Origin of the sequence: uncultured Fibrella sp., assembly GCF_964250085.1 — a bacterium.
In the GTDB taxonomy this organism is placed as follows: Bacteria; Bacteroidota; Bacteroidia; order Cytophagales; family Spirosomataceae; genus Fibrella.
Map to the genome: position 1 here is coordinate 356,756 of NZ_CAXUEC010000001.1, position 20,422 is coordinate 377,177.

Here is a 20,422-nt window from a genome sequence, read left to right on the forward strand (position 1 = left end):
CGTTATAACGGCAAAAAACGGGCCGGAATTGCTGAATCGGTGGTTGGGGGCTGGGATAATTACCTTTCCATCAGTTGTTTCTTGCTCAACTGCCCCCACCGGTTATTTTTGGCAATAACCAACTATGAGCCATGCGAAACTGGCGCCCTCCCAGTCTTTTATTTTTTCTATGGCTGTGCGGCCTGCCGCTAGTTTATGGGCAGACTACGGATGTGGTCGTGCTGACTGATACTGATGATCCTCAGGCTGTCTTATCCATTGACGGGGCGTTGAGTCTGTACATCGATTCAACCCGGCAGCAGTCGTTTCCCACGATCCAGCATAAAGCGTTTAAACCGGTTGGCCGGATGGTACCCAATGTTGGCTACACCGGCGCAACGGCCCATCCCAACCCGATCTGGCTTCGCTTTCGGATTCAGAATGCCACGCGCAAGCCCATCCGGCTCTATACCCGCATTAATTTCTGGTGTTTCGACTCAATCCAGCTTTCGGTGGTCGACCCGGCCAACGATTCACTCCTGACCAGCTCACCGGTGCTGGGCTGGCGAACGCCTATCGAAGCCCGCCCGGTTCCTGACCGTAATTTCAGCTTTCCGGTAACCATACCCGCCGGTGCCGATCGAGTCGCCTACCTGCGTGTGTACAAGCTGCGGGGCACGCAGGTGATCCCGATAGGCCTCTGGCGCGAAGCCGGGTACGTTGCCAACATGCCGCGCGAATACCTGTTTTGGGGCGGCATTCTGCTATCGCTGCTGTTTGTGGCGGTGATGAGCCTCTTCTTTTTTATTACCACCCGCGACTCCATCTACTGGAGCTACATGTTCTGCGTGTTTTGCCTGATCGGGTTTTTCTTTATCAACGACGGGTTTATGAACCAACTCGCCTTTGATGCCCAATTCTGGTTGCCTCGTCAAAACATCTATTTCCTGTTTCCGCTGTTGCTGTTCTATTCACAACTGGTATTCATCCGTACCTTTTTACCCTTGCACCGAACAAATGCCCGCTGGCTTCACCGGCTCAGTACGGTTGGGTTGTGGGCGGGACTTGCCTGTATCCTGATGCTGACCGCCGAGGTTGTAACAACGTACCCACCCGGTGTAGAAGTGGCGTTCATGCGGATTTTTACACTCCTGTACTGGCTTCCCATGCCCATGATCGGGGCCTTTGTGGTGGTCAGCATCGGGCAGCGGTACTATGTGGCGGCGGGCTGGCTGTACCTGATCGCGGTATCGCCGTTTTACCTGTTGAACTTCGGTCAGGTGCTGGCCAATTTTGGCCTGATTCCTACCTACGGCCCGCTGGTCGATTTTCGCTGGTATGCCGTGGCCGCGCTGTTTGAAGTGCTTGCCCTAACGTTCGGTCTGGCGTATCGGTATAAACTAATGCGCGACCATAACGACAAGCTGCTGAGCAATCAGCGCGAACAGGAGCGGACTTCGTATGTGAGCGAAGTACAGTCCCTGGCTATGAGAAACAACATGCTGGAAGAGAAAGAGCGCATCGCCCGCGATCTGCATGATAACGTAGGGGCGCAACTGGCCCTGATGATTACCAGCCTGTTGCACATCAGTCGGCAGGCCGAGCAGGTGCCGGTTCTGAGTGGGAAGGGCCTTGGTGTAGACACCGATAGCCGGATGCCGCGCCTCGCCGATGAGTTGCGGTCGGTGGTGGGGTACGCCCGCGAAGCCATTCGGACGCTCCGCGAAACGATCTGGGCTATCAATCAGGAAAGCTTTACGGTCGATGAATTTGAGGAGCGGCTAAATCAGTACGTAAACCGGTACGTGCAGCAAATCAATGGCCTGGAAGTCGATGTGCATATCGAAGGCGATTCGGGCGAGCCACTCTCGTCGGTGCAGGTACTCAATTTTTTCCGAATTGTGCAGGAGGCCCTCAGCAACGTAGTCAAACATGCCGAAGCTACCCACGCTGATGTTCAGCTCATTACCCGCTCGGATGGTGCCTTTCACCTCACCATCCATGATAACGGACGGGGACTAAGCAATAATGGTAGTCAGTTCGATGATCGCCATTACGGGATTCACAACATGAAACGGAGGGCCGAAGAACTGGGTGGTCAATTCAGAATCTATGAACACGGCGGCACCGTTGTCGACGTAGTGCGCAAGGGACTTGATAAAGTAACCTGACAACGTACCTGACTGGCTGCCGGCCAGTTGAACGGTTCTATAACTGCTCTGTTGGATTCGCAACGTCAATACGTAGTTTCGTTTTGGCCAATTTGTTAACTTGGTTGCGAATCGCCTTTCTCAACGCCTGCTTTTCCATCTGCATGGGCCGATCTGTACTGTACGCTTTCTGTACGGCCTTGCTCGCCAGTACATGGTTGTCGATTTCGTGCGTGGCCCAACAGCAACCGGGCAGCGCCCGAAAAGCGATAGGGGATTATGACTTCTCGCAGCATGGCCTTCAGGCCGTTCAGCTACGGTATCCAAACCTGACGGGCAGCGGCCTGACAGTCTCTATCAAAGAGCAACCCTTCGATACGACCGACATCGATTTCCGGGGGCGGGTGGTGGCTTCGCCGGTGTTTAGCCAGCCCTTTACCGACCACGCCAACATCATGACCACGTTGCTTGGTGGGGCGGGCAATACGGCTGCCACAAGTCGGGGGGTGGCGTGGGGTGTTCGGCTGGCGTCATCGTCATTTAGTACACTTGGCCCCGACACACTCCCCGACCTGCAACGGCTGCGTATCTCGGTTCAGAATCATTCGTATGGCGTTGGCATTGAGCGCTTTTACGGCCCCGAAGCGCGGGCCTATGACGTACAGACGATGCTGGAGCCAAGCCTGCTCCACGTGTTTTCGTCGGGAAATAGCGGCCTGGAAGTGCCCGCCGCTGGGCCACCCATCGGGTCATTTGCCACCTTGACGGGTGAGTTCAAACAAGCGAAGAATGCACTAGTTGTCGGGGGAGTCAATAACCAGACGGTGCTGGAAGCCAGAAGTTCGCGCGGTCCAACGGCCGACGGGCGTATTAAACCCGAACTGGTTGCTTACGGGAATAATGGTACGTCAGAATCGGCGGCGCTCGTGTCGGGCACGGCGGCTTTGCTGCAGCAGAGTTATCGGAATCGGCATGGCTCGTTGCCTGCTTCGGCCTGGGTAAAAGCCTGCCTGATTGCCAGTGCGCAGGATACGGGCCTGCCCGGACCCGACCATGAAACCGGATTCGGAAGCCTTAACGCCCTGGAAGCTGTTACCATTGCCGGGAAGGGACAGTACCAGACAGGCATGCTGACCAATGCCGCCCCACAAACGTTTACGCTGACAATTCCCCCCAATACGGCTCGGTTTAGCGTTGCTCTGGCCTGGATTGATCCGCCCGCCGTTTCGGGAGCTACGAAACAACTACGTGAAGACCTTGACCTGTGGCTCGAATCGATAAAAACAGGAGAGATCATTCGCCCCTGGACGTTATCATCCGCCCTGCAGGCTGATTCATTGCGTTTGCCCGCCCGCCGGGGTATCGACCGGGCCAATAACGTGGAGCAGGTGTCGGTAAGCAACCCTACTCCGGGTACGTATCGGGTGTGGGTGCAGGGAACGTACCTGGACACACCGCAAGCCTATGCCGTAGCCTACAACGTGGCCGAAGCCATGACCTGGCTGAACCCAACAGCGGGGGCGTTGTTGCGGGCGGGTGAAGCGCAACCGGTTCGCTGGCAGTGGCTGGGGGCGGCCGATGCGGTGGGCACACTGGCCATGCAGTTTGTGGGTGATCAGAACTGGCAGCCTATTGCCCAGAACGTGCGCTTAGCCGACCAGTTGGCTGTCTGGAACACGCCCGACCAGAACCGTGCGGTCCGCCTGCGCCTGTCGGCCAGTGTAGGTACGTATGTGTCAGACACGTGTACGCTGACCCGCCCAACGGGCCTGCGGGTATTGCTGAACTGTGGCGAAGCCGACGGAGTGGTTCGTGCCGCCGTTGCCTGGAATCCGCAGCCTGCGGTTAAAGCGTACCAACTGTATCGGCTGGGGAGAACGTACCTGGAACCCCTGCGTCAGGTTAGCGATACGGTGGCGTTTCTGTCGCCAGCCGATGGCGTGTACGTGGCCGTTGCGCCGCTACAAAATGGACGCCCCGGCCTACCCGGCTTCCTGATCGACTACCGGAAACAGGGCGTCGGGTGCTACGTGGCCAATTGGCTGGCCCGGTTGCCCGTAGCCGATACAGCCCAACTTGATCTGACCCTGAGCACCGCCTGGAACCTGACCGCGATTACCCTCGAACGGGGCACCCAAACAACGTTTGAGCCAATCCAGACCATCCGGCCAACCAGCCATCAACTGACGTATTCGTTCAGTGACCGACCAACTGTACTGGGGCCAGTGCGGTATCGGCTTCGCCTGAACACCAGCACGGGCGAAACCATCCTGACCGGCGAAGAAACGGTTTATCTGGTTGGACCCGGTCAGCAGCTTGTTTTTCCAAATCCCGTTCCGGCGGGTGAGTTCGTTTCGGTGCTTATTACTGATAGTGAGGTAGTTGGGTCCTGGGTTACTGCCGATGGCCGCCGGGGTACGTCGATGTTGTTGTCTGGTGCAATCAAGCAGATGCCCACGGCTGGTTTGCCACCTGGTTTGCACCTGCTTCAACTGACCACGCCCAACGGCCAGGTACGTGTGTTGAAGGTGCTGGTACGGTAGGTGATCAGCAACAGAAAACCCCGGCTGTTGAGCCGGGGCTGGTGTTACTGTTCTGTGTAGGACTCTTAATCGGGTATATTTAATACAGGTAATTCAGCGCCGTCCGATCGTTGGAGCTGAAAGGACGGTTCTGATTGTTCGACACGCAGGCCAGCATCCACGAACTCAGATCGGCCGATGACGGCGTTCCCGGAATCAGGATGGCACCGATGCTGCTGCTGCCTTCGTTGCTGGTAGCTCCCCCGCAACTGATCGACCGGTCGTAGTAGTCGGTGTGACGGAAGCCGATGCAGTGGCCCACTTCATGCGCAAATACCGTAGCGTAATAGTTAACGCGGGTCGTTCCCGTAGTGGTGCCCAGCGCCGACACGTTGACCAGTACTCTGTTATACGGATTGCCTCCGCTGGGGAAGCCACTCGATGCCAGATACTGAGAACCCGATGGAGCGGCCGAAAACCGGATAGCCCCACCCGATGACACCCGCGAGAAACGCAGTTGCAGGCCTTCTGCATTGTAGCGGCGAATCACTTCGTCGACAGCCGTTGCGTAAACCGCTGGCAGACTGCTCGATAAGCTGATGGTGATGGTACGGGGCAGGCCGCTGACCAATGCCGTGGTGCGGTATTGTTCTTCAGTGCCTACCCGAAGCAGACTTTCCTGTTTACCATGTTTCTGCGACAGGGCCTGCTCATCGAGTATGATATCGCCTTCGACGAGGTAGCCCTCGGGAATACGCTTCATATTCTGAGTGCTGAAACCTAACTCGTTCACCTGTGCCAAAACGGCCGCCGGAATCTCATTGTCACTGCTCGTCGTCAAGGTGTCCGGGGCTGTTTGCTGGCACGAAAATACCAGCGAACCCAGTAGAAGCGAAGATAGATAGATGGTTAAGCGATTCATAGCTCGTGTCTTTTAAGTTGATTGAAGAATGCGAACAGTAACACGAGCAAGTAAACTAATTCCTGTATAAGTATAAAAAGTTTTTTAAGAAATTTTTAATGGTATCAATTTGTTCCGGCAAAATTATATACAGGCAAATAGGTAAGCTGGCCAAACATAGTAGGCAAAAAAGCTGGATTCAGGAAACCAGGAGTTTCTTGTCGATGGCGAATTTGATGAGCGCAGCCGTGTTTTTACAGCCTGTTTTGCTGAGAATATTCTTCCGGTGCGTGTCAACGGTGGTGCGGGCCAGACACAGTTGCTTGGCGATCTGATCATTGGTGAGGCCTTCGGCAATGTAGCCAACAATTTCACGCTCGCGGCGGGTGAGTGGCTCTATGTAAGCGAAGGTTGGCATGGGCCGTTCGGCCACGCCGTGGATGAGTACCGGCGACAGGGCCGAACTGACATAAATACGGCCCTGCGCTACACTTTCCAGCGCTTTACTCAACTCCGTTTTGCCGGTATCTTTCAGCAGATACCCGTCTGCACCCGCCTGAAGCATCAACTGCACCGTTGCAAAGTCGGCCATCATGCTAATGGCCAACACATTTACGTGGGGCCAGTGCCGCTTGATGAGCCGCGTTGTATCGATGCCATTCAACTCGGGCATCTCCACATCGATCAGCACACAATCGACCAGATTATGGTGGAGGAAATTGAGCGCTTCGCGGCCGTTTCGTGCCTCGCCTACTACTTCGCAGGCATCGATACGGTCGATCAGCATGCGAAGCCCGTCCACAAAAAGTTGATGATCGTCGGTAATCAGGATACGTTGTGCCATAGCGATAGTGGTGCAGATAGGAAACGACTATAATTTGATCAATTTAATGGATTTGGCCGGATAATTGTCTCGTAAGAGGTTCATTATCAACAGGCCAGCATTCTGTTTGCTCAGGTCGACAAGTTCGGTTTCCCGGTTTCCCGTTCCCCGGCGCTCCCGTTGCCAACTCACTTGCCCGGTGGCATTTACAAGTTGCAGCGTTGCTACCGTTCCAACCGGCGCCATCCATTCCACGGTGATTTCCTGACTGGCCGGTATGGGGTATACCTGAAGACCGAGATCCGCTGTTGGCAAAGGCTCGATGGCCAGCGGTGCCAGCACAATCAGTTGGTACTTATTCAGAATCTGCCCCGTTCCACAATCGTTGTCAAGCGCCTGTACCTCGTAGGTAACCGTGCCGGGTTTTGTCGGTTTTTCCCACTTCACCAATGGGCTGACACTGGTGGTCACTGTCTTGCCGTCCCAGAGCCGAACCCGCCAGGGAGGTTCGCCACCAAACCGTAGCCGGATGGCCGTACTGTCGTACAAAACAACGGTCGAGTCGCCCGTCAGGCGAACGGTAGCGCGGTTAAGAACCCGAACCGTCACGGTCTTACCTGCGCTCTCGCAGCCATTCTGCGTCTGCGTGACGGAATAACTCAACACCTGTCCAGTGCTGGTCGAGGGCGTAATACTGGACTTGGCGGTGCCGCTACCATCATACCAGCGCAGATTCTGGCCAACAGCGGTCAGGGCGGTGGGTGTATCATTGATGCAGAACGTACGGTCGCTGGCAACCGGAGCGGCCGGTACGGCGTAGACAGTGGTAACCAGTGCGGCGCGTGGCCCTTCGCAGGTGCCGAATCGCTGGGCTACCCAGTAGGTACGTTCGCCCAATGTAGCCGTCTGCGGGGTTAGCCCTGACGTAGATGTGCCGCCGGTTGCCTGATCATACCAGGCCAGGCCAACGCCTGTTGCCGTTAGGGGTTGTGCTACCTGATTCTGGCAAAGCGAAATCGGGCTAACGCCGGGTGCACCGGGCGTGTTTCGGACCTGCACCAAGAGAGCGATGAGCTTACTTTCGCAACCGTTGCTGTTCTGACTCACCTTGTAGGTAATGTCCCGCACCTGATCGGTCGGTGGCTTGGGCGCGTTGGTGCTGATGAAGGTGTTGCCCGCATCGTACCAGCGCAGGTTTTGTCCGCCCGCCGTGAGGGCAGGGGCTGGCTGGTCGCGGCAAAGCAGGAGGGTGGCCGTAGTGGGGTCGGGTGAGGCGGGGTTGATCGTCTGCTCGATCTTGGCCCGTGGCCCCTCGCAGTTATTCACAAACTGACTAACCCAGAAAGAAACCTTACCGGCCGGGTCGTTCAGTGGTTTAATCTGGTTTTCGGCGGTGCCTCCTGTTTCCTGCCGGTACCAGCGTAAATTCTGTCCCTGAGCCGTTAATACAGGTACGTCGACATACTGGCAAATGGGCGGCGGTGTGCTAACGGTTGGCTCGGCGGGTAGGGCGATAACGTGAACAGTGAGTTTGGCGCGTGGGCCTTCGCAGGTGCCAAATCGTTGCGATACCCAGTAGGTCTGATCGCCCGCCAGAGTCGTTGACACGATCGGGGCATTTTCGGCACCGGTTCCACCCGTTTCGGCCGTATACCAAAGCATACTACTTCCCTGGGCTGTCAGTGTGGGTGCCGTGGCTTTGTTACAAACATTGATATCGGCTACGCCGGGCGCACCGGGCGTGTTTCGGACCTGCACCAGTAGCGATACCAGCTTACTCTCGCAGCCATTGCTGGTCTGGCTCACCTTGTAGGTAATGTCCCGCACCTGATCGGTCGGTGGCTTGGGCGCGTTGGTGCTGATGAAGGTGTTGCCCGCATCGTACCAGCGCAGGTTTTGTCCGCCCGCCGTGAGGGCAGGGGCTGGCTGGTCGCGGCAAAGCAGGAGGGTGGCCGTAGTGGGGTCGGGTGAGGCGGGGTTGATCGTCTGCTCAATTTTAGCGCGGGGGCCTTCACAGTTATTTACCACCTGACTCACCCAGAAACTCGTCTTGCCGTCTGAATCGCTGACCGGTTTAATGGCCCCTTCTGAATTTCCCCCCGTTTCCTGCCGGTACCAGCGCAGATTCTGCCCGTTGGCGGCCAGCACAGGTACGTCTTTGTATTGGCAGATAGCCGCCGGATTGGTCACGCCCGGTGCTTGTGGTAACGCAATGACACGTACCTGTAGCTTGGCGCGCGGCCCTTCGCAACTGCCAAACCGCTGCGACACCCAGTAACTCTGGTCGCCTACCTGCGCGGTCGAAATTCCCGGCGGATTTCCGGCACCGGTTCCACCTGTTTCGGCCGTATACCAAAGCACATTACTCCCCTGGGCTGTAAGGGTAGGGGCAGATGCATTGTTGCAAACGTTTATGTCGGCAACGCCGGGCGGTCCGGGCGTCTCGCGTATCTGCACCACCAGATCAACCAGCTTACTTTCGCAGCCGTTGCTGGTCTGGCTCACCTTGTAGGTAATGTCCCGCACCTGATCGGTCGGTGGCCTTGGGCCGTCGGTACTGATAAAGGTGCTGCCTCCATCATACCAGCGCGGATTTTGCGCCTGTGCCGTGAGGGTAGGGGCCGTTTGTCGCTGGCAGAGTTGCAGGGGCGACGCAACCCCCGGATCGGGTGAGGCGGGGTTGATCGTCTGCTCGATTTTGGCGCGCGGGCCTTCACAATTATTCACCACCTGGCTCACCCAGAAAGCGGTTGTGCCAGAATTGCCGGAACCGGGTTTGATAGGCCCCTCGGAACTGCCGCCGCTTTCCTGCCGATACCAGCGCAGATTCTGCCCATTAGCCGACAGGGTGGGCGCATCTTTATACTGACAAACCGCGCCGGGATTAGACACACCCGGTGCCTGCGGCAGGGCCGTAACGTTGACGGTAATCTCTGTCAGGTCGGACCGGCAACCGGTGTCATCACGGGAAACGAAGAACTTTTGCTGCCCGGCCGATCCGGTATTTGGCCGTGGAGCCGTTGATCCCAGGCTGTTCCGGCTCGCATCGTACCAGATCAGGTTTGGCCCGTCTGCCGTTGAAAGCTGGTCTGCTCCCTGATTCTGGCAATAGGTTATATTCTGGTTAACAACGGGTTGCCTGCTTTTGGGCTTCACTGTTACCGTCAGGATGCCCAATGCACTCTGGCAGCTATTAACCGTTTGGGTGACCTGATACCTGTATGTTCCCGGTGATTTTGGCGAGTCGGGGGTAGCTGCTTTATTGTAGCCTTCATAGGCTCCCCCGTTTGTTGAAATACCATACCAGAAGATGTTGGACCCGCTTGCCTGAAGGGGTTGAGGCGAGCCTTCGCAGTAGGTTATGTCTGGTGTCACCGGAAGGGCCGACCGCGACAGGTTTATGCTTAACGTGGCGGCCGAGGCCTGCACAGCAAATGTATTATTGGTAGGAATAACGCGAATTTTGTAGCCAGGGCCGGGACCCAGACTCGCCATTGGTGTGGCGGGGCAGTTGATGGGCGAGGACGTACCTGTGCCAATGACCAGCGGATTCTGAAAGCTCCCGTTTATATCGGAAAGCTCAACGGAATACGATGTTCCGCCGGGCGGTGTGCCGTTCACGCCAAACGAAACCGACACGGCGTCGCGCCCCGGACAAATCGTTGCGTTGTTTAGTGAACTCGGTGTGACCGTTAATGGACTGACTGTGATGTAGGCCGAGCCAGATACATCACCCGCGCTACAAAGGTTGTTTTTAAAGGCGTCGATATCGTAGTCATCATAATTATAGTTCTGCGTGGCGGGAATATTGATTGTATAAGGGTTCTGGGTAGTGTTGGTGACTGTAGCGAAACTGCCCGAAGTGGTAGACGCAGTATTGTATTTGAACGACCACTGGCTCCCCCCCCCGGTAAACGTTAGTCTCACGGCAACGTTCTGACCGTACAATACACTGCCTCCACCTGAGATAACGGCCTTCGGTGTGGCATTTACAGTGAATACATTTGTGAATGAGGCGTTAGCAAAACTTAACTGGCAGGTTATGTAGATTTTGTACTGACCAGCGGCTAGTGAAGGTGGAATTTTAAAATCGGCCGATCGATAGTTTCTGCCACCTGATGTGGAAACAAAAGAGCCTACATCATAGTAGACGTATGTAGATTTTTCGTACTCTTCAGTCGACGAGGGAACGGGTGAGTATGTTGCTGGGTAAATACGAATGTTATATTTATTATCGTATGACCGATTGTCGTTGACATTGAACTTGAGCGAAACCGACCCGTCCTGACAAATGGGGGTTGGGATACTTGACGTCATAACAATGGTAGGTGTTTGTGCCAGTAGGCACATAGCGTTTAGCAACCCACCTATAGTAAACAGCAAACGTGAGAAGGTTTTCATGATGTGGTGATGTGAACAAGGTATTCATTACTTCTTTTTGCTCATTTTTCCGGCTCGCAATAGCGTCCGTATGCCATTGACAGTCAGGCCCAGACCGATTACGCCGCCGCCGTATACACCGTAGATGGTCGGGCTGCCGTATTCAGTCATAGACAGCACATTGGGTGGCGGTAGAACGGCCCGTCGCGACAGATCGCGGTAGAGGTTGTAGTCGGCATTGAGCGCGTTCACTTTCTGCGAATAGGCATCGTAGTCTTTCCTGATGCCCGAATAGGCTACGTAACTTCCGCCCAATGCCGCCAGACCACCTACTACCTGCATCCAGCCGCGCAACCGCATACCCGACACAATGCGTTGCTGTTCGCTGGTAAGCGATTTTTTCAACGTGGGCGAAACTGACATGGCCGCTGGTTTCTGAATAATTGGCTTCGGTAACTTCTCTTTCTCCACCGCCCTGGGTACGTCGGCTAAAACGGGGGCGGGTAGCGATAGCTTTGAAGCCGGTTGCGTTACGATTGGCATGTCCGGTGCTTTTTGCTCCGTTGGTTTCTCAGCCGGTGGCTTAGGCAGTTCAGGAACAGGCTTCACGGTCGTGGCTACAACCTTGGGTGGTTCTGCAACTGGCTCTATAACAGGTTGCTTTTGTTCGGCAACGGGAGGAGTGGCTGCTGGTTTGGGCGGTTCTGCCTGTGGCTTAGGTGGTTGCTTAACCGGTTCGGCGCTTTGGTTCGCCGCTGTGGGAGCAGTCGGCTTCGGCTCTACAACGGCTACTGATTCAGCAACAGATGTACTCACCGGTGGCTCTACCTTGCGTTTGCGCTGATCGGGGTTGAGGGGCAGATAGCCGGGCGTAACCACGTCGGGCAGTGGTTTTGCCGCCACGGCTCTCGTTGTATCTGGCTTTGGGGCGGCTGGTTTCAGTCGCACAAATCCCATGATATCCCGATCGCGGTTCTTGTAGATGAACCTGTTTTTGTCGGTTTCATCGAACCGGATAGAATTGCCTGCTAGCTCGTAATTGCCATCCCCATTGTTGCGATACTGCCCCAGCGGAACACGGGGTGAATCCGATTTGACAACATCCAGCGCTTTCTTATTGGCGCGGATGGTGATTGTGAAATCATAATCTTCCTGGTTATAAACCACCATCGGTTCGCGGATATCTATCTGTGGCGGAGGTGGCGGGGCTACAACGGCAACAGTAGCCGTTACAGGAGCTGTAACTGTGCCGGCGGTCTGAGTTTGGCCGGCACCTGGTCGGTAGAAAATGATCTGGCGGATGAGGACAACCCATTTTTTGCCAAGGCGTGTAGCCTGAAAAAGCGCGGACCGGTTTACAGTCTGGTAGGTACGTCCCGATTTATGGCTACCCTTAAATTGGGAACTGTAAAAGATGTTGATGGTAGCAGACGTGGCGCTTTCCGCAAATACATCGCCTCTAACAACTTTAGAAATCACAAAACTAGGTATTTCCGGGTCGGGGTTTTTGGCGTAGTAGCTGAGTAAATCACTGAGATATTGCCGGACTGGTTTGTCTTTTTTGAGGCCTTCTCCTGTTTGTGCCGGATCAACGTCATCTTCGATGAGAACCGCATCATCAACAAAAATCTGCTGTGTATTCGGCAGGTAACAGTTGTGCATGATCTCAACGCGGTCGGTTTCGTTGAGGTCTTCCACCACCAGATTATTGATTCGTGCCGGTAGGTCGAGTTTGATGATCTTTTCAGCCTGACGCTTAATCTCATCTTTATCGCGTTGGGTAAGGGCCTGGTCCTGAGCCTGGAGTGGTGTTATAGCCAACATGAACTGGATTGCCAATAGCCAGACAAACGGCGTAATGGAGCGGTGCTTGTTCATAGCTATCTGGATGAGCAGTTGGTGTAATAAAACTTCGCGCGTTCGCCGGTACTGGCCGAATAGCCCAACGCGTAGCCTTCACCATTGTAGGTATAGCTGAACTTGACGTTCTCGGTCAGCGTCAGTTGGCCATTCCGAAACTGGTTGAGTACGTACCCAGTCAGCAAACCCGGCTTGCCACTACCATCCTGTATGTCGGGAATGCCCCGGAAATACAGTTGCGTATCAGCGAAGTAGCCATTCGTAGCGTAGGTGTATGTTGAACTGGTCAGTTTGCTAATGGCTGGTTCATTGTAGGTCTTCACCAGGTGGTTGCCTGCATTGTTGACGGTGAAGGTTTCAAAAACACCGTCGGTATGGGTGTAGGAAGTCACGTAGCCCGAAACCGGATCAACGGTAAAGCGCTCGCTACTTTGGGGGCGGGTACGGGTAGCCAGTTTACCATCGGCCCGAAAAGTGAGTAGTTCGGTTACACTGCCATTGGCGGCTTTAGTGGTCAGACTCTTCAGGGTAGTGCCTTCCCAGGCGTATTCATATGTAGTACCGCTGCCCTGGATAGGAGCAATCCTGGTGATCAGCTTTGAGGTCGCATCATAAGTATAGCCATACCTGACGGTGCCAGCGGGCGTCTTGTCTTCGCGCGTTCGTACATAATGCGCGGTGTCATACACGTAGGTTTGAGTCAGACTACGCAGGCCGCTCTGGTTCTCTTCGTAATACTGGGTCAGGCTGCCGAAGTTGTCGTACAAATACCCTTGCCGACTGATGTTTCCGCCCTCCCGAATAACCTCGACCAGCCCAATCCGGCAGGCAGGCGGAATCTGGGCGGCCGATAAATCGGGCTCTTTATAGCACCCTGCCATCAAGAGTACACAACCCATAAAAAACAGTAGAGTTGATTTCATAATGGTCTATTTATCAAGTGATCTGTTGGTTTCTGGAGTGGGCCGGGCAGGAACAAACCGTAGCGTTACGCGCCGGTTTCTGCCCCGGCTTTCTGAGGTTACATCGGTGCCTACCATGAAGCGGCTGCCGTAGCCCACAATCTGAAGTCGTTCGTCGGCGACTCCCTGCCAGTACAGGTAATTAGCTGCCACTTTGGCCCTGAATTCGCCCAGATATTGGTTTAATCGTTCATCGCCGAGGCGGTCTGTATGGCCTACCAACCGCAGGTTTATATCGGGGTGCTGCTTCAGGTACGTGCCTACCTGCTGTAGTATGGTGCGGGCCGCATCGGAAAGGAGGTAACTGCCTTCGTCGAAAAAGAGCATAGGCAGGTTATCAGCTAAAACCGGGCCGGCACCCGGCCCGGTTGTGGCCGCAGCTACAGGCGTAAGAACTGGTTGTAGTGCGACCGGTTTGGCGTTGGATGAAGCCAGTTTAGGAGCAGGGAGCGTAATTGTCTGTACGTTCAAACCCGGCGAAACTGTGATTACCTGCCGATGAAGTACCGTCTTCTGCTTGTCGAGCAGCAGTAGTTCGTAGCGGTTTGGCAGTACGTCGTACGTTGTGAAAACGCCTGGCCTATCGGCGGAAGACGCCATCAGTACGGGTGTTTTGCTGCCCTCGCGCCGCAGCATGCTCTGCACGCTGAGACCCGGCTGTACTGGCTCACTCTGTATGGTCAATACGTTCAGTTCGCGAATCAGCCGCACAGTGTGGGAGAGCACCGGCCCGCCCAGTTGCTCCACACTGATGTTGCCCTGATAAGCCTGGTAGCCCGTTGCCCGAACTTCCATCGCCACAATGTCTTTATCGGTAAAATCGGTTTTACACTGCCCCGTGGCGTCAGTATCGAGGCATTTTTTTATTCCTGTTTTCGTGAAGAAAAAGCACACCTGAGCCTGTAAGGGTGTTCCCGTCAGGGCGTCGGTTACGGCAAAGGTGTTGTGTTGCACCTGGCCGGTCGAACTACTGCCACCTGGTTGTACATAGTGTTTCTGCTCCGTCTGGAGATAAGGCCGATCGGCGCCCTGCTGGTCGGTAGCTACCAGCGGAATCACCACATACACTTCGCTGGCTGACGCCAACGTGCTGAGGTTCAACGGTAGGCGCTGGGGCCGATACCCGGTTCGTTCAATGAGCAGCAGGCTGGCCGTGCAGGTAAGATCAACGGCAAACCGACCGGTGCCGTCGGCACTGCTACCAAGCGTAGCCCGGCTACTGCCCGACCGGACCGACAGGTTTGCGGCCAGTGGTTTATGCGTTGTGAAATCCTGCACAACTCCTACCAGCCGTATGCAAACCTGATGGCCCTGGTTGCCCCGAGTAGTGGCTGAGGTGAGTATAGTCAGCGACAAAAACCAGAAGAACAGGATGAAGAAGCGCATAGGGTTGTGGAGTAGAGAAAACGAAAACAGGGAGATTGGATAACTGCGGGCGAAGATGAGACCATCCACGCCCGCAGTCGCCTACTGGCTCGACCCCACCCCGACGCTGCCGAGCAAGACCTGCCAGTTTGTTTCGTTTTGCCCGTCAATTGTTTTCTGGTACGACTTCAGCTTCACCCGAACGTTTTTGTCCGTCACATCTTCGTAGTCGACCCGGTTGCCTTTACCAAACCCCTTGAATTTTTGTTTGCCCGCAATGATGCCGTAATAATCGCCATCGGGAGCCTGGGTCAGCTCTTTCACATACTGCACATCAGACCAGGTTACCTCGGTGTAGGTGTAGGGGAGAAGCTTTAACCGACTCAGGTACGTGCTGATGCTCATTCGCCGGGGTGGAGTTGCTTTGTTGGCCGACGTAACTTCGATGGTGGCGTCGGGCAGGAATAGTTTCTTTGCTTCCTCGATGGCCCGGTCCTTATCATCGCTTGACAGGCTTTTGTCGGTGATAATGCCGATGTACGATACAAAATCGTCAACGCGCTGCACTGCCTTAGCCCGGTATGTAACGTATTCGTCATCGCTAAGGGCAGCTTTGGTTCCGCTAGCGGGCGCCGGCCGGGGATCTGCTGATTCCGTTGGCGCTGGTGTGCTGGTCGGCCGACTGGGAGTCGGCCGATTTGGGCGGGTTGTTGCCGCTACCGGTTGCTCAGCGGGGGCTGTAACCGGGGCAGGAGTTTCCACTACGGCTACTGGTGCGGGCGCGGGTGCTGATTTGGTAAGGAGCTGCGGGCGTAATTCGGCCAGAATGGGGGCTGCTTCCGTGAAGTCGCTCAGTACCTGATGTTTGCCATCCCGATACAGAATAACCATCAATTCATTCTTGCTGATCGAGGCCGCCCCGCCACTGACAGGCTGGTAGTTGACCACTTCTTCGCTTTCATAAGAAATGATGCCGCGCAGCACTTCCAGCGGTACCCGCCTCACCATAATATCGGTGGGTGCCGAGCGGGCGGGTGCCATCAGGAAATCTTTCAGTTGTTGATCGGCCTGGCTCCGGTCCTTGCTTACCTGGTCGATGATTAGAAAATTGCCTTCCTGCGTAAAGGACATCAGGACCAGGTCACGCCCATAATTATGGTTGGTGAGCATATCGCCGTGTTTCACCGTGAATTTTACCCGTTCGTCGGTGATCTCTACGATCTGGGCGTTTTTAAAGCGGCTTCCATTGGCGAGGTAAACAGCATCGCCGGCCGGGCCGATGTTGCTTTGGGCGCTTGCTGTGTGTAAGCCGCACAGCAGGCACAGGCCCACTACTAAACGGTATAACATGATGTGGAGTTGATTAAGTGTGAACGAGCTTACTTACCGAACAAATAGCGAATGCCAACCCCAAACGTAAGCTGAGTAGTAGCAGGAATAGTAACTTTGACGCCCTGAACGGTAACAGTACTAGCAGATTGAACCGGCATGATTCCATAGCTACCCTGCGCATAAACGGTTAAGGCCTGGCTAAACCGCGCACCCAGTTTCACGTCTCCGCCCGCATGGAATGCGTTTAATTTAGCCTCGTCGAACGAAACACTTTCGCCACCGCCACTGACACTTACGCCGTAAGCGCCGTATACGCCAACCGAGTAAAACAGATTGACAGGCTTCGATTCATTGTACAGCGACGCAATGGCCAACGTACCTACGGCGTAGTTGAAGGCGGCTGTATTTGGGCTTTTTCCCTGCGACAGTTGCAGAAATTCAACCGACGGAGCCAAGGCTATTTTGCTGCCAATCGGAATTTCAGCGGTGATGCCGGCCCGAAAAGCCACGCCCATATCTGAGCTGGTTCCCGATGACTGGAAAAAACCGCCTCCGCCACCGGCGGTAATGCCAAACCGGGCGTGGGGATCAGAGGAAGACGCAGCGGGAACTGCGGCCCGGCTTGGGCCAGGTACGTTCCGTGCTGGTTCAGGTCTGGTACGGTTGGCTGGAGCTGTGCTTGCCGAACGGGCGGTGCTGGCCGGCTTAACCGCCTTTTCCTCGAAACTTTCGATTTCGTTATTACTATACTTGATGTAGCGTACGTCCGATTTTTTGACCTGGTATTGCTGGCCCTGTGGTGCTGTTGTTTTGCGGTAATAAATGGCCGTCTCGTTGATCTCACTGATGAGACCCTGAATGATGCTGTTATCCTTGCGAACGATTTCATCAGGGCGGCGAGCCGCCTGACCGTAGCTGACAAATGACATGAATTGGCTTACGAGTAAGCTCAGTAACAGGAAGGTACGGGTATTGCTCATGAGAGAAATTGGTTATGGTGTAAATAAAAGACTTCGTTAAAAGCGTGATTCTGGATAGACTGTGGGTCAAAGTTCGGCCTGTGACGAATGCCGCGAATCCCATAAAAAGGGTATATATGCACCTACTTAGTAAAAGGTAATCAGTTGGTTAGTGCGCCAGATCGATTCGGATGGGCCGGTTCAGCTTAACCGTGAGTGAACTGCCGCCCGGGCCGCCTACGTCAAGGGCCGACGTATTGGCCTGGACCTGGAAGGTAAACAGCCCATCGGCTACCATAAATTGATTTTCCTGCTGGTCCTTATCGACATAGTTGATACGCCAGGGTGTGTTTTGCGGGGCCGAGATGGCCGTTATACGTAGGCCGGCTGGCGCCGAATAGAGCTCGTACCGCTCCGTAGTTTTGGCAAATGTGTTGTTATCACCTACTTCAAAATAAAGACTGAGAATAACCTGTTTTTCGTCAACCACGATTACCTGTGCCGATACATTCACCTGTGGACTATTACCCCCAAACTCGCCGGATCCCCGCACCAGCAATGGCTTGAAAGGGCCGTAATGGCCCGTGAAAATGGCCGGGTGCATATTGGTTGCTTTGCCGCCACCCGATGGCGGCGGTGGCGGTGCGCTTCCTCCACCGCTGGCGGCAACAGCAATAGCCTTGTTTAGCCCACCTAAAGCGGTTTGTAGGCCTACCTGTTTTGTTTCCAAATCACTACGCTGCGCCGAAAGCTGCTGTAATTCAGGGTCTCCGTTCTGTCGGCCGTCTTCATACTCAGCCACTAAACGGCGGTAACTACGGGTGGCGCTCAGGAAAGGTGTTTCCGTAAACTGCTGATCGAGTGCGTCGGCCTGACCGAAAAAGGTACTCAGCCAGGGCTCGTCGATAGGGGCTCCCTGGCTGAGCGCCGCCAGGTGCAGGTCGGTCCGGGTTAGCTGCTTACGATAGGTGGCTAGCCGCCCCGCCGACTGGCTGAGTTGCTCGTCGGCCAGGGCTGGAATGGTGCGGAAAGATACCCAGCAGCAAAGGGCAATCAGGCACAGCAAGGCTAGATAGACCAGGCTAAACTGGAATTGGCGGCGATTGCGTTCGGCGTAGTTCTCTGGTTTCATGGTCGTTGGCTGGCTTTCATGGCGCGAATGTTATCAAGGTTGTTCTGTTTCAGCATCACCTGGGTTTGCAGGGCCTGTACGGCCGTATTAAGGCCATCGATCTGTAGCTTCAACTGTGTCTTAGCCGTTACACGGTTCTGGCGGTTGGTCGTTTGCAGGGCAACCAGATCAAGTAGTTTCTGGTAATTTTGGCCGGTGGTACTCGTAATCTGGCTGAAGAGGCTGTCGGGGCCATAGCCTTTTTGTAGCCGGCCAATGGTTTCCTGAAGCTGAAACCTGAGTGTCGAAAAATCACTGGCTTTTTCGACGGGATCTGTCTTCTTTAACTGACTAACCAGGCTATCAGCCAGTTGAGCGTCAGCTATATAGCGGCTTTCCTGCTCGGTCGTGATCGACTGCCGCCCCGAATTACCCTGCCCGGCTACCCAGTATATGCCACCCACCACGCCCAGGCCAAGCACCAGCGTAATCAGAGAGAATTTAATAAACGACATGTTCATGTGTGGTGTGAGTTAGTAGCCTGGTGTTTAGCCGCCAATCAGTACGGTAGGCAGGCCGGTTATAATTGTGCCGCCGTGCATGGTTTGGTCCCCCATTCGGGCAGCGGGTTTTCCGCCGATCAGTACCGATGTGGAGCCGATCAGAATGGAATCGGGAGGGCCAACACACAGACACATATCGCCCATGCAGGCGGCGGGTTGGCCGCCAATAAGCACGGTAGGTGTGCCGGGCGGCAGAATTGGGCCGCCTACATGTGGAATTGGCGGCAAGCCCGGTGTTACCATCGGGCAAAGGTGGTTGTCGCCCATCCGGGCGGCAGGTTGTCCCATAGCTGGTTAGTGGTTATTGAGTGGTCATTTACTCCAGAATCCACTGCGCACCCCAGCCGGTTTAGGCGCAGGTAAGTCCTGTTTTTCGACAAAAAATTCGTCTTTCGAGCGTTCCAGGTAATTCAGGTCGCTGAGCTTTGAGAAGAGCTTGGCCAGGCACTCGTTCAGGCGAATGAAGGCAGCCATGACAGGTTGACAGTCGGCGTGTTCGTACGGTGTATCGAGCATGTCCTGCAAAGCCGTTTCCCACTGCACAGGCGTTACCGGCGTCCAGTTTTTGATGTAATTGAACATGGCTTCCCGTTCTCGATCGGGTGTGCTCTGAATGGCGATTTGCAGCGTGCGGGCCAGTCGTTTTCCTACGCCGGCCAACCCCACCGGCGCATCATGCAGCCCCCGAAGCTGAAAAGCATCGAGTTGGTCGCCCAGGCTGTGCAGGCATGCTTCGGCAACGTACCCAATGCTGGTTGCCAGTGCGTTTGGCTGGCCCGAACGGGCATTGGTCCGTACGCGTACCAGAATGGCTACCGCGTAATTGAGCAATTCGCTGAGCTGTTTGCGCAGGCTGTGGTACAGATCACGGTAGTCGGGTAGCGAACCCACCGCCCGGCTTGGAGGCAGGTAGCCGTCGGCCAGGCTAAATATTCCGTTGGCTAACAGGAGTTTACCTACCGGCAGGTGATACGCTGCCGCCAAGGCTGTATGCAGATTCACTACGGGCACCGCGCTCAGCCGCAGACTGGGCCGTACGAATGGATAACGCAGTGGTTCTTCGTCGGGGTTGGGCTGACCGTGTGGCTGCGGGTCGAACGGGTTTGCTTCAACAACGACGTACCCAACCGACTGCCCCATGCGTACCCAGGCTTCGCGGACGGCGGTAAGTGACAGGTGCAGCACGTCGGCCGGGTCGGTACTTAGCTCAATGCGGGCACCACCCGGTGTAATGGCCCGGCATACCGACAGCACCACCGATTGTCCGTCGCAGGTAAGGCGCAGGGGTACGTCCTGCCCGGCAGCGGGCGGCAGCAAACCATAGTCGAGACCAGACAACAACGACCCGGCCGCGTCGCGGGCCATGTCGCGGGTGGCATCGTCGGTAGCCAGTAGGTGGCCCCGGGTTACCTTCATTCCGTCGGCCCAGTTTACGGGCCAGTGGGTCAGTTGAGGAAGCATGGTATTTATCTGTTTACTGTCTTCCTTCTTCTGTCTTCTGTTGCGTTGGTAATG

At 55.3% G+C, this 20,422-nt stretch carries 14 protein-coding genes; 2 read left to right on the forward strand and 12 right to left on the reverse strand.

What is annotated here, in order from left to right; translation table 11 throughout:
• Positions 1 to 131: 131 nt before the first annotated feature.
• Both ACFE8Q_RS01445 and ACFE8Q_RS01450 read left to right on the forward strand, forming a co-directional pair.
• Complete coding sequence (locus tag ACFE8Q_RS01445; RefSeq protein ID WP_375443569.1) at positions 132 to 2,150, forward strand: 7TM-DISM domain-containing protein; 2,019 nt, start codon at positions 132 to 134, stop codon at positions 2,148 to 2,150.
• Between the two features lie 143 nt (positions 2,151 to 2,293).
• Positions 2,294 to 4,672: a S8 family serine peptidase gene (locus ACFE8Q_RS01450; protein ID WP_375443570.1), complete on the forward strand. Its 2,379-nt coding sequence runs from the start codon at positions 2,294 to 2,296 to the stop codon at positions 4,670 to 4,672.
• A gap of 79 nt (positions 4,673 to 4,751) precedes the next feature.
• Here the strand turns inward: ACFE8Q_RS01450 and ACFE8Q_RS01455 are convergent, their stop codons facing one another.
• The 12 genes from ACFE8Q_RS01455 to ACFE8Q_RS01510 all read right to left on the reverse strand — a co-directional run bounded on the left by ACFE8Q_RS01455 (position 4,752) and on the right by ACFE8Q_RS01510 (position 20,368).
• The gene (locus ACFE8Q_RS01455; RefSeq protein WP_375443571.1) at positions 4,752 to 5,573 is read right to left on the reverse strand and encodes a M57 family metalloprotease; all 822 of its coding nucleotides are present in this window, start codon (positions 5,571 to 5,573) and stop codon (positions 4,752 to 4,754) included.
• Positions 5,574 to 5,751: 178 nt separating this feature from the next.
• Positions 5,752 to 6,396, reverse strand: coding sequence for a response regulator (locus ACFE8Q_RS01460; protein ID WP_375443572.1), 645 nt, complete (start codon positions 6,394 to 6,396; stop codon positions 5,752 to 5,754).
• Positions 6,397 to 6,423: 27 nt separating this feature from the next.
• Complete coding sequence (locus ACFE8Q_RS01465; protein ID WP_375443573.1) at positions 6,424 to 10,692, reverse strand: hypothetical protein; 4,269 nt, start codon at positions 10,690 to 10,692, stop codon at positions 6,424 to 6,426.
• Between the two features lie 111 nt (positions 10,693 to 10,803).
• Positions 10,804 to 12,633: a hypothetical protein gene (locus ACFE8Q_RS01470; RefSeq protein ID WP_375443574.1), complete on the reverse strand. Its 1,830-nt coding sequence runs from the start codon at positions 12,631 to 12,633 to the stop codon at positions 10,804 to 10,806.
• A gap of 2 nt (positions 12,634 to 12,635) precedes the next feature.
• The gene (locus ACFE8Q_RS01475; protein WP_375443575.1) at positions 12,636 to 13,538 is read right to left on the reverse strand and encodes a hypothetical protein; all 903 of its coding nucleotides are present in this window, start codon (positions 13,536 to 13,538) and stop codon (positions 12,636 to 12,638) included.
• Between the two features lie 6 nt (positions 13,539 to 13,544).
• Positions 13,545 to 14,963, reverse strand: a complete 1,419-nt coding sequence (locus ACFE8Q_RS01480; RefSeq protein WP_375443576.1) for an OmpA family protein — start codon at positions 14,961 to 14,963, stop codon at positions 13,545 to 13,547.
• Positions 14,964 to 15,044: 81 nt separating this feature from the next.
• Positions 15,045 to 16,292 carry a hypothetical protein gene (locus tag ACFE8Q_RS01485; protein ID WP_375443577.1) on the reverse strand — a complete coding sequence of 416 codons (1,248 nt, stop codon included), beginning with the start codon at positions 16,290 to 16,292 and terminating at the stop codon, positions 15,045 to 15,047.
• Between the two features lie 29 nt (positions 16,293 to 16,321).
• A complete protein-coding gene (locus ACFE8Q_RS01490) occupies positions 16,322 to 17,254 on the reverse strand; it encodes a hypothetical protein (RefSeq protein ID WP_375443578.1) in 933 nt (310 codons plus the stop codon).
• 148 nt (positions 17,255 to 17,402) lie between these two features.
• Positions 17,403 to 18,365, reverse strand: coding sequence for a hypothetical protein (locus ACFE8Q_RS01495; protein ID WP_375443579.1), 963 nt, complete (start codon positions 18,363 to 18,365; stop codon positions 17,403 to 17,405).
• Positions 18,362 to 18,865, reverse strand: a complete 504-nt coding sequence (locus tag ACFE8Q_RS01500) for a hypothetical protein (RefSeq protein ID WP_375443580.1) — start codon at positions 18,863 to 18,865, stop codon at positions 18,362 to 18,364. Before ACFE8Q_RS01500 ends, ACFE8Q_RS01495 begins: the two co-directional genes overlap by 4 nt.
• 27 nt (positions 18,866 to 18,892) lie before the next feature.
• Entirely contained in the window at positions 18,893 to 19,195 is a 303-nt protein-coding gene (locus tag ACFE8Q_RS01505; protein ID WP_375443581.1) for a PAAR domain-containing protein, read from the reverse strand.
• 24 nt (positions 19,196 to 19,219) lie between these two features.
• Positions 19,220 to 20,368, reverse strand: coding sequence for a hypothetical protein (locus ACFE8Q_RS01510; protein ID WP_375443582.1), 1,149 nt, complete (start codon positions 20,366 to 20,368; stop codon positions 19,220 to 19,222).
• Positions 20,369 to 20,422 lie beyond the last annotated feature (54 nt).